This is a genomic window from Kandleria vitulina DSM 20405 (genome assembly GCF_000702065.1).
Classification (GTDB): Bacteria; Bacillota_I; Bacilli_A; order Erysipelotrichales; family Coprobacillaceae; genus Kandleria; species Kandleria vitulina.
On sequence record NZ_JNKN01000005.1, the window covers coordinates 1 to 14,399 of the forward strand.

The 14,399-nt window shown below is 36.3% G+C and carries 13 protein-coding genes and 2 tRNA genes; 11 read left to right on the top strand and 4 right to left on the bottom strand.

Annotated elements, in window-relative coordinates; all coding sequences use genetic code 11:
- The coding region (locus T513_RS0101885) for a citrate/2-methylcitrate synthase (RefSeq protein WP_035876453.1) at positions 1-634 on the top strand (634 nt) is incomplete at its 5' end.
- 63 nt (positions 635-697) lie between these two features.
- A complete protein-coding gene (locus T513_RS0101890) occupies positions 698-1,429 on the top strand; it encodes an alpha/beta fold hydrolase (RefSeq protein WP_051654349.1) in 732 nt (243 codons plus the stop codon).
- 62 nt (positions 1,430-1,491) lie between these two features.
- Here the strand turns inward: T513_RS0101890 and T513_RS0101895 are convergent, their stop codons facing one another.
- Positions 1,492-2,559 (bottom strand): branched-chain amino acid aminotransferase, encoded by a 1,068-nt coding sequence (locus T513_RS0101895; RefSeq protein WP_029072219.1) that lies wholly within the window; start codon positions 2,557-2,559, stop codon positions 1,492-1,494.
- Between the two features lie 247 nt (positions 2,560-2,806).
- Between T513_RS0101895 and malQ the strand changes: the two genes are divergently transcribed.
- Positions 2,807-4,240, top strand: a complete 1,434-nt coding sequence (gene malQ, locus T513_RS0101900) for a 4-alpha-glucanotransferase (RefSeq protein ID WP_031588683.1) — start codon at positions 2,807-2,809, stop codon at positions 4,238-4,240.
- A gap of 26 nt (positions 4,241-4,266) precedes the next feature.
- Here malQ and T513_RS0101905 read toward each other — a convergent pair whose 3' ends face one another.
- Positions 4,267-5,451, bottom strand: a complete 1,185-nt coding sequence (locus T513_RS0101905; protein ID WP_051654350.1) for an MFS transporter — start codon at positions 5,449-5,451, stop codon at positions 4,267-4,269.
- 141 nt (positions 5,452-5,592) lie between these two features.
- Here T513_RS0101905 and T513_RS0101910 point away from each other — a divergent pair, with 141 nt between their 5' ends.
- The 3 genes from T513_RS0101910 (at position 5,593) to T513_RS0101920 (ending at position 9,405) form a co-directional block, all read left to right on the top strand.
- A complete protein-coding gene (locus T513_RS0101910) occupies positions 5,593-6,444 on the top strand; it encodes a MurR/RpiR family transcriptional regulator (RefSeq protein WP_029070277.1) in 852 nt (283 codons plus the stop codon).
- Between the two features lie 130 nt (positions 6,445-6,574).
- A complete protein-coding gene (gene pfkB / locus T513_RS0101915) occupies positions 6,575-7,498 on the top strand; it encodes a 1-phosphofructokinase (RefSeq protein ID WP_434221062.1) in 924 nt (307 codons plus the stop codon).
- 2 nt (positions 7,499-7,500) lie between these two features.
- On the top strand, positions 7,501-9,405 hold the full coding sequence (locus tag T513_RS0101920) for a PTS fructose transporter subunit IIABC (protein WP_031588687.1): 1,905 nt from the start codon (positions 7,501-7,503) through the stop codon (positions 9,403-9,405).
- A gap of 58 nt (positions 9,406-9,463) precedes the next feature.
- On the opposite strand, the gene glpK is transcribed toward T513_RS0101920, so the two are convergent.
- Entirely contained in the window at positions 9,464-10,960 is a 1,497-nt protein-coding gene (gene glpK / locus T513_RS0101925) for a glycerol kinase GlpK (RefSeq protein ID WP_031588689.1), read from the bottom strand.
- A gap of 139 nt (positions 10,961-11,099) precedes the next feature.
- On the opposite strand from glpK, the gene T513_RS0101930 reads away from it, so the two are divergent.
- The 5 genes from T513_RS0101930 to T513_RS0101950 all read left to right on the top strand — a co-directional run bounded on the left by T513_RS0101930 (position 11,100) and on the right by T513_RS0101950 (position 13,561).
- Complete coding sequence (locus T513_RS0101930) at positions 11,100-12,254, top strand: DUF349 domain-containing protein (protein WP_051654351.1); 1,155 nt, start codon at positions 11,100-11,102, stop codon at positions 12,252-12,254.
- Between the two features lie 101 nt (positions 12,255-12,355).
- A tRNA-Gly gene (locus tag T513_RS0101935) sits at positions 12,356-12,430 on the top strand.
- Positions 12,431-12,556: 126 nt separating this feature from the next.
- Positions 12,557-12,988, top strand: a complete 432-nt coding sequence (locus T513_RS0101940; RefSeq protein WP_031588691.1) for a LytTR family DNA-binding domain-containing protein — start codon at positions 12,557-12,559, stop codon at positions 12,986-12,988.
- A gap of 10 nt (positions 12,989-12,998) precedes the next feature.
- Positions 12,999-13,418, top strand: coding sequence for a DUF3021 domain-containing protein (locus T513_RS0101945; RefSeq protein ID WP_031588692.1), 420 nt, complete (start codon positions 12,999-13,001; stop codon positions 13,416-13,418).
- A gap of 68 nt (positions 13,419-13,486) precedes the next feature.
- Positions 13,487-13,561, top strand: a tRNA-Gly gene (locus T513_RS0101950).
- 51 nt (positions 13,562-13,612) lie between these two features.
- Here T513_RS0101950 and T513_RS0101955 read toward each other — a convergent pair.
- A complete protein-coding gene (locus T513_RS0101955; protein WP_031588693.1) occupies positions 13,613-14,398 on the bottom strand; it encodes a type III pantothenate kinase in 786 nt (261 codons plus the stop codon).
- Position 14,399: the final 1 nt, after the last annotated feature.

Genomic DNA, 14,399 nt, shown 5'->3' on the forward strand with positions numbered 1-14,399 from the left:
TGCTGATCATGGGGGAGGGAACAACTCCACATTTACTAATGTTGTGATCTCTTCTACAGGAACTGACCTTTATTCAACTATTGCTGGATCAATTGGTTCATTAAAAGGTCCTCGTCATGGTGGGGCAAACCTTGCTGTTCGTCAGCAGATGAAGGCTGTCATCGATGAAATTGGACTTAATGCATCAGATGATAAGATCAAGGAAATTGTTTGTCGTATCTTAGATAAAGACTTCAATGATAAAAGTGGTCTTATTTACGGTATAGGACATGCCGTTTATACTTTAAGTGATCCACGTAGTGAAATCTTATCTATTAAATGTGAAGAATTATCCTATTCTAAGAATAGACATGAGGAATTCGTATTCCACCAGAGATTTGCGGAAATTGCCAAGGAAGAAATCTATAAGAGAAAAGGTAAACGTGTATGTACAAATGTAGATTTCTATAGTGGTCTTGTTTATGATCTATTAGGTATTCCTGAAGATCTTTACACTTTACTATTTGTAATCGGAAGAACTGTTGGATGGGTTGCTCATAACCTAGAAGATAAATTATACGGTGGACGTATTATCCGTCCTGCTACTAAATATGTAGGTCATATTAAATCATGTGAAGATGAAGATGGTCGCTAGACCATCTTTTCAATTGTTTTTTTTAATCAAGTGGCATACAATAAAAAAGAAAGGTGGGCAAATATGAATTATTTGATGAACTATAAAGAATATGGTGATACATCCAATCCTACCATAATGCTAATACATGGAGAATTTCTTTCAGCATGGAACTATGATCTCATTATTGATCAGCTAAAAGATCGTTATCATATTCTCTTGCCATTACTTGATGGTCATCAAGGAAGCAAGGAACACTTTATTTCTATAGAACATATTGCAAAGAAGATTATAGAAGATATCAATAATCACTATGATGGACAGCTTGCACTTATTGGTGGCTTATCATTAGGTGGACAGATCTTATGTGAAATGCTGTCAATAAAAGCTGATATCTGTCAATATGCAATCATTGAAAGTGCTGATGTTATGAAAGAGAAATCTTTTGTCGCTAAGCCAAAAGATCAGCTTAGCTATCGTTTGTCTTTACATAATTATCATTTAAACAGAAAACAAAAGAAACAGTACAAAGAATCTTCAAAGATTGATAAGGAAGACTTCATTAAAATCAATGAAGCAATGCGTCATTATGTATTAAAAGAGACTATTGCTAGTACGAAAGCAAAAGTCTATGTCGAAGTCGGCAGCAAAGAGAAGAACTATATTCCATCTTGTACGCATATCCACCATACAATCAAGAAGAGTCAGATGATTATCATGTATCGCTATGCTCATGGTGATTTCAGTCTTAATCATGTTTCATCTTATGCAAACCTAATAACGAAGCTTATGAAACAAAAAAATACACGATCATAGTTCATGTATTTAAGCAGTATTTATCTGTAAACAAAAACCAGAAGTCGATTGACTTCTGGCTTTTATTTAACGATTCGAGTCCAATTGAACTTGTCTTCAAGTTTACCCCACTGAATACCAGTAAGAGTATCATAAAGTTTCTGAGTTAATTCACCAGTTTCGAAGTTATTGATCTTGCATTCTTCACCTTTGTAGCAAAGCTGACCAACTGGAGAAATAACAGCAGCAGTACCTGTACCCCAAGCTTCTTTTAAAGCACCAGTACGAGCAGCTTCCATTAAGTCTTCAACGTCTAAATGACGTTCTTCAACTTTATATCCCCAATCTCTTAAAAGAGTTAACATTGAATCTCTTGTAACACCAGGAAGAACTGTTCCTTCAGTTGGAGCAGTAACAACTGTATCATTGATTAAGAACATGATGTTCATAGATCCAACTTCTTCAACATATTTCTTTTCATTACCATCAAGCCATAAAACCTGAGTATATCCATGAGCTTCAGCTTTTTCCTGAGCTTTTAATGAACCAGCGTAGTTACCACCACATTTAGTGAAACCAGTACCACCCTTAACAGCTCTTACGTATTCATCTTCAATCCAAATCTTAACTGGAGCAACACCTTCTGGATAGTAGTTTCCAACTGGTGTTAAGATAATAATGAATTTATATGAAGTTGCAGGATGAACACCAACACCAGGTTCAGTCGCAAACATAAATGGACGGATATATAATGATGTTTCTGGTGCAGTAGGAATCCAATCCTGTTCAGTTTTAACAAGTGTTTCAACACACTGAATGAAGTCTTCTACTTCTAAATAAGGCATACAAAGACGTTTATTAGATTCTTGCATACGTTTTGCATTCATTTCAGGTCTAAATAACTGTACTTCACCTTTAGGATTACGATAAGCCTTTAATCCTTCAAATGTTTCCTGAGCATAGTGTAATACCATTGTAGATGGTTCAAGCTGTAATGGTCCATAAGGTACGATTCTTGCATCATGCCATCCTCCCTGGTCTTTATCCCAGTCAACAATTAGCATGTGATCTGTATAATATTTACCAAAGCCTAGTGCGCTCTGATCAGGCTTTTCTTTTAATGTTTTTGCTTTCTCAAATCTGATTTCCATATAAAGCGTCCCCCTTTTTTCTATCACTCATTTTATACCTATTAAAATAGCGTTGCAATATCTTTTTTCGTTAAATGATGAAAATTAAAATACATTTTTATATTTTCTACAAAATTAGAGTTAATTTTTGCGTTAATAAGAAAAAAGATTATTTTCAAACTCATAACGAAATTATTTTTTTTAAAAGATATGACTATGATATAATAGAAAAGACAGAAGTCAGTATGGTAAAAGGAGAAAAGTATTTATGAGACAGGCAGGAATTTTATGTCCCATTTCCTCATTGCCAGGAAAAGGAGTAGGTGATTTTGGGTCATGTGCTTATACATTTGTAGATAAGCTTAAAAATGCCAACGTATCCGTTTGGCAGATTTTACCCCTTAATCCATTATCCTATGGGAATTCTCCCTATCAGCCTTATTCAAGCTATGCGGGAGATGAGCTTTATCTTGATCTAGAAGCGTTTATAAAGGAAGGTCTTCTAAATAAAGATGAAGTAAAAGAAGAAGTGTTTTCTTTAAATAAAGTAGATTATACTCAAGTCAGAACATATAAAGAATCACTTTATCGTAAAGCCTTTGAACGCTTTACAGATTTTGAAGCATTGCGTAGATTTGAAAAAGAACAGGAATGGTTATATGGCTACGCATTATTTAGAGTATTTAAATTAAAAAATGAAGGAAAAGAGTGGAGAGAATGGGAAGATCACTACAAGCTTTACCCAAAAGAAAAGGGTATTGATGTAGAAGAAGTCAAAGACGAAGTTCTCTATCAGGAATTCTTGCAGTACTACTTCAATAAACAGTGGTATGCATTAAAAGAATATGCCAATAAGAACGGTATAGAAATCATTGGCGATATGCCTATCTATGTGGGACTAGATAGTGCAGATGTATGGCTTAATCAGGAAAACTTCCTATTAGAAGAAGATGGCACACCTTCATTTGTGGCCGGTGTACCACCAGATTATTTTTCCAAGACAGGACAGCGCTGGGGCAATCCTATCTATAATTGGGACTATATGGAACAGGATGGATTTACATTCTGGCTTAACCGTATTTCATATGCATGCAAGCTTTACGATATCGTACGTATTGACCATTTTAGAGGATTTGACACTTATTGGAAAATTCCTGAGGAAGAAGAAACAGCAGTTGTTGGTGAATGGGTAGAAGCGCCTGGCTATAAGCTGTTTGATACACTATTTAGCGAGTATCCAGATTGTCGCATCCTTGCGGAAGATCTTGGTGAATTAAGGGGCGAAGTCTATGAGTTAAGAGATCATTACACATTCCCAGGAATGTTTGTCTACATGTTCCATCATCATGACAAGTTTGACTTTGATAAGGTTGTTGTCTATACAGGAACACATGATAATGACACCATCATGGGATGGCATGATGAACTTACAGAAGAAGACTTAACCTTAATCAATGAACAATTAAGAAAATACAGAGAACGTAAGTTCTATCGCAAGGCTATTCATTACTGCATGGATCAAACAAGCAAGATGGTCATCATTCCAATATGGGATCTATTAGGTCTACCAGGAGAATGTCGTTTCAATGTGCCAGGCACAATCGGTTCTCCTAACTGGGAATGGAAACTTGATCATTATAAAGATGTAACTAAAGAATTAAGATTCTTAAAAAAGATTATTGAAAAAACAAACAGAGCATAATAAAGGCATCCCTGAGGATGCCTTTATTAGTTATAGCGGTTATCTTTTTTAAAGAGTGCTTTTCCTTTTGTAGCGGCTGCTACAAAGATAATGATAGCTCCTACAAGAGTAATAATACGAGCAAACATCAGCATGGATGATAATCCATAATGATCACTAATGACACCACCAAGCACATTGCCAATCATGCTGCCAAGACCAGAAGTCATCACAGCGATGAGAGTCTGTCCCATCATATGATCTTTTTCTTCAAGATGATAAGTCACATAGTAGGTGATCACACCAGTTGTTAACGCATAAGACAATGACTGACAAGCCATCCCTATTAATAAGATAGGAAGATTACCCGCTAACGCAATCGTATAGTTTCTTACTATATAAAAGAAAGCCGCAATAGCAATCAAGAGAACACTGTTGAACCTTTTCATAAGTCGAGGTGTAATAGCCATGATTGGCATCTCACTTGCAGCCATAAAGAAAATCGCAATGCCATAGAATGAATTATTTCCTCCAAGGTTCTTCACGATATCAATAAGATAAGTAGAAAGAGCAGTGGAAGCCGCAAATGTAAAAGTAAATCCTAAAAGCAAAAAGAAGAAAAGCTTATATTTAAAGATAATAGAAACAATACTGCTTTTTTCATTGATGACACCTTTATCTTTCACAGTAGGGAAAGTAAAAAGTATAACTAGGAATACCACAGAAGATAAACTGTAGATAATGCTAAGAACAACCGGATTAAATAGATCAATAAGAAATCCTGAAAGCATCGCTGTAGAAGCGTAAGCAACGGAGCCAAGTCCACGTGACAATCCAAAATTCAAATATGATCCTGTACGAATAAGATCCATGCAAAGCATCGATAGGAATGGTACACAGGAAACATTGAGAGAGTAGACAAGTATATAAACCAACATAATTATGATCTTGGGCAATGGTATAAATGTAATAGATACAAACATAAGACCAACACATATAAATAATAGAGTAAGCATCTTTCTAGAAGAAAGAGAAGCTGACTTTACACACATTGTAGAAAGATAAGGACCAAGAATCATATTCATAAGACAGGATATTCCTGATACAATACCGATTTCAGTATTGCTTAATCCCTTATATTTTAAAAAGACTGCAATATATCCCAGGATGGTACAGCTTGCCATCCAGAAAGCAATCTGCAATAAATTGTATTTCATTTGAATATGTTTCATTTTTGAATCCTCCATACATATTCAATATACAATATTTTCAGGTGATACTTATGAATTTTCGCATCATGAAAATCATTATGTTATCATTTACATTTTCATGATATATTATTATATGAAAAAGAATTTCATGGAGGATATATTATGAATGAAGCACAGACAGTAATGGATCGCATTTCCATTATTTATGATCAATTATTTGATGCAGAGAAAAAGATTGCCAAATATATATTAAACAATCATAAGCTTGTAGTAGATATGACAGTCTCAGAACTTGCAAAAGCAAGTGATGTCAGTGTCGCCTCTGTTTCACGCTTTTGTCGAAAAGTAGGCTTAAAAGGATTTCATCAGCTTAAAATTGGATTAGCAAAAGAAATGGTAGAAACCTATGGTGAAGGCAGTATTTCGAATGATATCTCCCTTGATAACATTGGCCAATCTTTACAGAATATTCTTGCAAATAAAATTGAAGAACTAAAACAGACGGTCAATCAGATTGACATTGAAACATTTCATGTGATTCTTAAGACATTAGAAAAAGCCAGACATGTACAGATAGTCGCAGTAGGGAATACGATTCCCGTAGCTATCGATGCGGCTTTTAAGTTCAATGAGTTAGGTATCCCAACAACTGCCGGGACAATATGGGAAACGCAGCTTTCTTATTGTTTTACATTAGGAGAAGGTGATGTATTGATTGCTATCAGTAACTCCGGTGAATCAGATAAGGTTTATGAGGCTGTTAAGATTGCTAAGGAGAATGGAGCAACTACAATTGGTATTACTAATAATAGTCATTCTGCAATTGGGGAAAGTGTGGACTATCATATTACTACAGCAACGCGTGAAAAACTTTTTCTTGATGAGTTCTGTTTTTCACGAGTATCCGCTACAACGGTGATAGAAATCATCTTTTTGTTTCTTACGACATCGATTGAAAACTCACATTCCAAGATTGCTAAATGTGAAGACATATTTGCTTTCGATAAACGCTAAAACACGTGTGAAAAAACGCGTGTTTTTCACGTTTTATAGACCAATTTTTTTTTTCGCTCTGTAATTATTGACGGATAAAACTGTAGTTAGTATAATGAAGTTGTAATAAAATTTCATATGAGAGGGGTGCTTGAAAATAATTTACACAATTACATTTAACCCTGCACTAGATTATGTTATTAGTGTTGATCATTTTAAGACAGGCGTTGTCAATAGAGTGAATGAAGAACATATCTTCTGCGGTGGGAAAGGACTTAACGTATCATTTATTTTAAAGGAATTAGGGTATGATTCTAAGGCATTAGGATTCGTTGCTGGATTTACTGGTGATGAAATTGCTAGACTTGCTAGAGAAGAAATGGGTATCAACGCTGATTTCATTAAAGTTAAGGAAGGTATGTCACGTATCAATGTTAAATTGAGAAGCGATGAAGAAAGTGAAATCAACGGTATAGGTCCTAAAATTACAAAGGAAGATCTTGAAAAGCTATTTAAGCAGCTTGATCAGATGGATAAGTCAGATGTACTTGTATTATCTGGAAGTATTCCTAAATCAATTAGTTCAGGTATTTATGAAACTATTCTTCATAGACTACAGGATAAGAATATCTTCTCTGTAGTTGATGCAACAGGTGATCTATTAATGAATGTTCTTAAATATAAGCCATTCTTAATTAAACCTAACAATCATGAAATTGAAGAAATCTTTAACGTGAAGCTTGAAAGTGAAGAAGACTTAATCTTCTATGCTAAAAAGCTTCAGGAAGAAGGCGCTAGAAATGTATTGATCTCATTGGCAGGAGATGGATCATTACTAGTAGATGAACATGGTGGCACTCACCGTATTGGTGTATGCAAAGGCAAAGTAAAGAATTCTGTTGGTGCTGGTGACAGTATGGTTGCAGGATTTATTGCCGGTTATCTCAGAAATGGAGACTACATGGAAGCATTAGAATTAGGTACTGCATGTGGAGGTGCGACTGCATTCAGTGATTCTCTTGCAACAAAAGACTTCATTTATGAAAATTTAAGACAATTAAAGGGAGAGAAATAATAATGAAAATTACTGAATTGTTAGATCTCAAGGGCATCGCACTTAATGTTAATGTCAATTCTAAAGATGAAGCCATTGACAAGTTAGTGGATTTAATGGATGCCACTGGGAAAATTTCAAGCAAGGAGGACTATAAAAAAGGAATTCTTGCACGTGAAAGCTTAACTTCAACTGGTATTGGTGAAGGAATCGCTATTCCTCACGCACAGGTTGCAGCAGTCAAGACTGCCGGATTAGCAGCAATGACTGTACCTGCTGGTGTTGATTATGAATCATTAGATGGTCAGCCAGCTAAATTATTCTTTATGATCGCTGCTCCAGAAGATGGTGGAAATACTCATCTTCAGGCATTAGCAAAATTATCAGCATTATTAATGGATGAAGCATTCAGAGAAAAGTTGATGAACGCACAGTCAGCTGAAGAATTCCTTCATATTATCGATGAAAGAGAAGCAATTAAAGATGCTGAAGAAGCAGCAGAAGCTGCAAAAGTAAACGAAGGACAGTATAAGGTTTTAGCTGTTACTGCATGTCCAACAGGTATCGCACATACATTCATGGCAGCTGAAAACTTAACTAAAGCAGGGGAAGCTATGGGTTATCCTCTAAAAGCTGAAACAAATGGTTCTGAAGGTATTGGAAATGCCTTAACTGCAGAAGAAATCGCAGCTGCTGATGGTATCATCATCGCTGCTGATAAGAATGTAGAAATGGCTCGTTTTGATGGTAAACCTTTATTATCAGTTTCAGTAACTGAAGGTATTCGTCATCCTGAAGACTTAATCAATAAGATCAGAAATGGTGAAGCACCAATCTATCACGCAGAAGCAGGAGCTGCACCTGCAGCTGGTGGCGCTAACGCTGCTCAGGGCTTCTATAAACACTTAATGAATGGTGTATCTCATATGTTGCCATTCGTTGTTGCTGGTGGTATTTTAATCGCTTTAGCATTCTTATTCGATGATAAGAACGCTGGTGCAAACTTTGGTTCATCAACTCCACTTGCTGCATGGTTCAACGCTATCGGTGGTGTATCATTCGGTATGATGCTTCCAATCTTATCTGGTTTCATCGCAATGTCTATTGCTGACAGACCAGGTCTTGCTGTTGGTATCGTTGGTGGTTTATTAGCTAAATCAGGTGCTACTTTCTTAGATCCAAGTGCTGCTAAGGTTGCAGCTACTCCTGGATTCTTAGGTGCATTATTATATGGTTTCGTTGCTGGTTGGATTATTATTCTATTAAAGAAAGTATTCGCTGGTCTTCCAAAATCATTGGATGGTATTAAACCTATCTTGCTTTATCCTTTATTAGGTGTTGCATTAATGGGTGTATTCGCTTCAGCTGTTAACCCAATCATGGGTGTAATCAACAGTGGATTAACTTCATTCTTAAATGGTTTAGGTAAATATGGTATCTTACTTGGTATCGTAGCTGGTGGTATGATGTCCATCGATATGGGTGGTCCTTTCAACAAGGCAGCTTATGTTACTGCAACTGGTATGTTAGCTTCTAAAAACTATACATTAATGGCAGCTGTAATGGCTGGTGGTATGGTTCCTCCATTAGTTATCGCTTTATCAACTACATTCTTCAAAGACAGATGGTCAGAAGAAGATCGTAATGCTGGTTTAGTTAACTACATCATGGGATTATCATTCATCTCAGAAGGTGCAATTCCATTTGCAGCTAATGACCCAATCAGAGTTATTCCTTCATGTGTATTAGGTTCAGCTATCGCTGGTGGCTTATCAATGTTATTCAACTGTACATTAAGAGCTCCACATGGTGGAATCTTCGTAATTGCTACAATCGGTAACTGGCCAATGTACTTAGCATCTATCGCTGTTGGTTCAGTTGTTGGTGCAATTGTATTATCATTATGGAAAAAACCTTTAAATAAATAATTAACAAAAAACTGTAATTCTATATTTTAAAAGTGGAAGGAGAAATCCTTCCACTTTTTTAGTTATCTTCCGTTAAGATGATGGCAGCCTTAACAGCTTTTTTCCATCCTTTTAGTCTTCTTGTTCTTTTTTCTTCATTCTTGTTAGGAGTGAAGGTATGTTCAATATGATATTGCGCACAAATATCATCCATTGAACGCCAGTAGCCTACCGCAAGACCGGCGAGATAGGCCGCCCCCATGGCTGTTGTTTCAACACATGCTGGTCTTTGTACAGGGGCAAGACAGATGTCTGATTGGAACTGCATCATGAAGTCATTGAGGCAGGCACCACCATCGACTTTTAGTGAACGCAGATCAATTTTGGAATCAAGTACCATTGCCTCGAGGACATCATTGACCTGATAAGCGATGGATTCCAATGTGGCACGAATAATATGACACTTGTTTGTACCACGGGTTAGACCGGTAATAATTCCTCTAGCATAAGGATTCCAGTACGGTGCTCCTAGTCCAGTAAATGATGGAACCACATAGCATCCATTGGTATCCTCGACTTTTGTTGCGAAATATTCTGAGTCATAAGACGTATCAATGAGCTTTAGTTCATCTCTTAGCCATTGAATGGCTGCTCCTGCCATGTAGACAGAACCTTCTAATGCATATTGAACCTTACCATCAATTCCCCAGGCGATGGTCGTCAATAATCCGTGATCAGATGAGACAGGAGTATCACCAGTATTCATTAACATAAAACATCCTGTACCATAAGTGTTCTTCACATCTCCAGCATTGAAGCATGTCTGTCCAAAAAGGGCTGCCTGCTGATCACCAGCAGCGCCGGCGATGGTAATAGAACCATCGAAGAGATGGTAGTCTGTTTGTGCATATATATAGCTTGAAGGACGTACTTCTGGTAACATGGATGCTGGAATATCAAGGAGGTTAAGAATATCCTGATCCCATTTTAATGTATGAATATTAAAAAGCATGGTACGAGAAGCATTGGAATAGTCAGTGACATGTACCTTTCCGCCAGTAAGTTTCCAGATCAGCCATGTATCCACTGTCCCAAATAGCAAGTTGCCTTCATTAGCCTTCTTACGTGCTTCAGGCACATTTTCTAGTATCCAATGGATTTTTGTGGCAGAGAAGTAGGGGTCAATAATAAGACCGGTTTTTTCTTTGATCATGTCAGTATAGCCTTTTTCTTTAAGCTCTTTACAATAATCAGACGTTCTTCGACATTGCCATACGATAGCTCTATAGATTGGTTCACCGGTTGTACGATCCCATACAATCGTTGTTTCTCGCTGATTGGTAATACCAATACCGGCAATCTGACTGCCTTTTGCATTAAGCTGTTTCATTGCCTCGCGTGCTACCGCATACTGGGATGACCATATTTCATTTGCGTCATGCTCAACCCATCCTGGTTTAGGAAAATATTGTGTAAATTCTTTTTTGCTAAGCGCACAGATTTTTCCTTTTTCATTAAAAAGAATACATCTATTGCTCGTTGTACCGGCATCTAATGCCATGATATATCTTTGCATAAGAGTCACCTCATTTCCATTATAATACGATATGTATTATCTTGGTTATATTTTTGTGATTTGGAAGAAAAATAAAAATGTATGTTTGTATGATATTTCTGTTCTGTAGTATAATATAAACATAGAGGAAAGGATTATTATGAAACGAACAAAGAATATTGAAACATTTAGAGACACTGAAGCAATTGTAGAAAAAAACAATGATGAATTAACAGGACTTGAAAAAGTACAGGTTAGATATGGTGCAAGAAATGCATTCAATCAGCCTATTTCTCCTGATGAAGCAGAACATGGAACATGGCTTGCTTTACATGAAGGAGACTACTATCATGTCTTCTATTGGAAAAGAGCACCTTATGAAGGTGGAGAAGTAGAAATCGATGATCGTGATGATTTTACATCTTCAGTAAAAACAAAACAGAAACTCATTCAGGAAGCAAAAGACTATTCTATAACTGAAGAATGGGGAAAGGGAGTCAATGGCTTCAAGGAACTTATGGCAAAATGGAAAGAAGTCAAGTATTGGCATCTTGCTATTGAAGATGAATTCTGGAAAGCATTCCAGGAAGCACAGGCTACTTTTTTTGAGCGCTTAAGAGCACATCACGACGATAATAAGAAAATCAAGTCTGCGCTTATTCAAAAGGCAGAGGAAGTATCCTCAAGTGATGATTTTTCACAGGCTACAGCCCAGCTCAATGCGTTATTAGAAGAATGGAAGCAGGCAGGATCTGCAGGCAATGAGTTAGATAATAAGCTATGGAAAGAATTCCGTAAATATTTTGATATCTTCTATAAACGTAAAGAAGAACATTGGAATGCCTTACAGCCAGCCATTGAAGAAGCAAAACGCAAGAAAGAAGAATTGATCGCATTAGCACAAGAAAAGAAAGATTCGACAGAATGGAAGCAGACAGGAAATTTCTATTATGATCTAATGGAACAATGGAAACAGGCAGGCTATGCTGGCAAGGATAATGATGATTTATGGGCACGCTTCAATGATGCTCGTCAGACTTTCTATAAAAATCGTCAGACATACTTTGATCAGCTAGATGCTAAACATAAACAGAATGCCTCAGAAAAAAAGAAACTCATCGATGAAGCTAAAAGATTAGCACACGGTTTAGACTACTCTAGAGAAGTCACACAGCGTATGCGTGACTTACAGTCAGAATGGAAAAAAATTGGTTCATGTGGCAGAGAAAAAGAGAATGCCTTATGGAAAGAATTCAGAGAACAGATGGATTTCTATTTTGATCATCTTAGAGAATTTAGCAGCTATGAAGGATAAAGAAGAGGGGAAAACCCTTCTTCTTTTTTGTATAAAAAACTTTCTATTTTTTGTTGACAAATAGTCACATTACTGGTATACTATCCATGTACTCAAAAGACGCCGCATTCGTATAACGGCTATTATATCTGCTTGCCATGCAGAGGATGCCGGTTCGATTCCGGCATGTGGCTCCAATTTAGTACATAACACTCCTTCGGGAGTGTTTTTTTGTATCTTATTATGTAATATATGCATGTTAATGTAAATAGGAAGACAAGATGATGAATTATCGGTAATATGAAATTGAAAGGAGGGGGAAGATGAAAGTCAATGTGGAATTATCTAAACAGTATCATCCACCATATATTGTCATTTATACTGATGAAATAAATGATGAAGTCCAGCAAGTAATCGACATGTTTACATCACCTAATCCTCTAGTAGCTAATAAGGAGGGAAGAATGCATGTCTTAAAAGTTGATGAGATCTATATGATTACTGTTGAAGATGGTAAGACAATCATCTATACATACAATGATAAGTATGTTTCTAAAAAACGTTTGAAAAGCTTCGATAAACTATTGGGAAAGGGATTTATGCAAATATCTAAGCAAACAATCATCAATCTTTCTTATTTAGATTTAATTGAAGCTAGTTTCAATGGTGCATTTCTTCTTAAATTAAAGAATGGATTATCAGATTATGTCTCAAGAAAGTACTTTCCTCAATTAAAAGAATATTTAGGTCTATAGGAGAATCATTATGAAAAAGATATTATCTAGTGTATTTGCATCAATTTCTTTAGCGGCTATCATATTTTGTATTGCGTGTGTTATTTTTGATATCTATTCTAATGGAGAATTTGTTAGAGGGGGATATGGTATAACTAAGATGGTGATAGGAACAATGTTTATCGGTCTTGGATTTGGGGTTCCTGCTTTGATTTATGATAATGAAAATCTCACACTTGGAATGCGTACATTGTTCCATATGGGTATTGGTTGTACCGTTTTGTTAATCACAGCATTCATGGTTGGTTGGATTCCGGTTAAAAATGGTCTATGGGCAATGATGAGTGCTATCATCGGCCAATTGTTAGTGGCTTTTAGCATCTGGTTTATCTTCTATTTACATAATAGAAGACTTGCTAAAAAGATGAATGAACGTATTAAAAAATTATAAGAAAATAATGAAAAAACCCTTTGACAAGTTACGGCAATGCTGATATATTAGTCGTGTACTCAAAAGACGCCGCATTCGTATAACGGCTATTATATCTGCTTGCCATGCAGAGGATGCCGGTTCGATTCCGGCATGTGGCTCCATTAGTACATCACACTTCTTCGGAAGTGTTTTTTTATAGTAAAAATCCCGCATTATGCGGGATTTTTGATTTTCTTTTTATTTTTATCGTAAATGATCTTAAGCCCCTTAAAAGTAAGCTCACGATCATAGACATCAATACATGACGTCTGATGATAGAGGATTTTACCTAATCCACCAGTAGAGATGACTTTAAGGTTTTCTCCATACTCTTCTTTAATCTTCTTTACAATATATTCGACCTGGCCAATATAACCAAAGACAATACCAGCCTGCATTGATTTTACAGTATTTTTTCCAATGACAGAGTCAGGTGTACTGATTTCAATTTCAGGTAACTGAGCAGCCATTGAAGAAAGTGCGTTAGCTGTAATACCAATACCAGCACTGGTAGCTCCACCAAGGAATTCTCCTTTTTCTGAAACAACATCATATGTTGTGGCAGTACCAAAATCAATAACGATGCAAGGGCCACCATATGTATAGTAGGCGCCAGCTGCATCGACAAGTCGATCAGCACCTAATGATGAAGGATGTTCAATCTTGACAGAAATACCAGTCTTCACACCTGGACCTACAAAAGTAGGATGGATGTTCAGGTATTTAATGATAGAACTTGAGAATGAGTAATTGACCTTAGGAACTACAGAACTGATGATAACATCCTGAATATCTTCAGCTTTGTAGTTGTTGGCATTCATAAACGCAGAAAGCATAACGCCATATTCATCAGATGTACGTGAAAAACGTGTGTTAAGACGATAATTATTAATAAGCTGGTCATCTTTATAGAATCCCATTGTGATATTTGTATTTCCAATATCTACAACTAGCAGCATG

Coding starts and splice junctions, on each gene's coding strand:
- T513_RS0101910 (WP_029070277.1), top strand. CDS start 5,593: ATGAATGAAGCACAGACAGTAATGGATCGCATTTCCATTATTTATGAT.
- malQ (WP_031588683.1), top strand. CDS start 2,807: ATGAGACAGGCAGGAATTTTATGTCCCATTTCCTCATTGCCAGGAAAA.
- T513_RS0101905 (WP_051654350.1), bottom strand. CDS start 5,451: ATGAAACATATTCAAATGAAATACAATTTATTGCAGATTGCTTTCTGG.
- T513_RS0101930 (WP_051654351.1), top strand. CDS start 11,100: ATGAAACGAACAAAGAATATTGAAACATTTAGAGACACTGAAGCAATT.
- T513_RS0101890 (WP_051654349.1), top strand. CDS start 698: ATGAATTATTTGATGAACTATAAAGAATATGGTGATACATCCAATCCT.
- T513_RS0101895 (WP_029072219.1), bottom strand. CDS start 2,559: ATGGAAATCAGATTTGAGAAAGCAAAAACATTAAAAGAAAAGCCTGAT.
- T513_RS0101945 (WP_031588692.1), top strand. CDS start 12,999: ATGAAAAAGATATTATCTAGTGTATTTGCATCAATTTCTTTAGCGGCT.
- glpK (WP_031588689.1), bottom strand. CDS start 10,960: ATGCAAAGATATATCATGGCATTAGATGCCGGTACAACGAGCAATAGA.
- T513_RS0101955 (WP_031588693.1), bottom strand. CDS start 14,398: ATGCTGCTAGTTGTAGATATTGGAAATACAAATATCACAATGGGATTC.
- T513_RS0101920 (WP_031588687.1), top strand. CDS start 7,501: ATGAAAATTACTGAATTGTTAGATCTCAAGGGCATCGCACTTAATGTT.
- T513_RS0101940 (WP_031588691.1), top strand. CDS start 12,557: ATGAAAGTCAATGTGGAATTATCTAAACAGTATCATCCACCATATATT.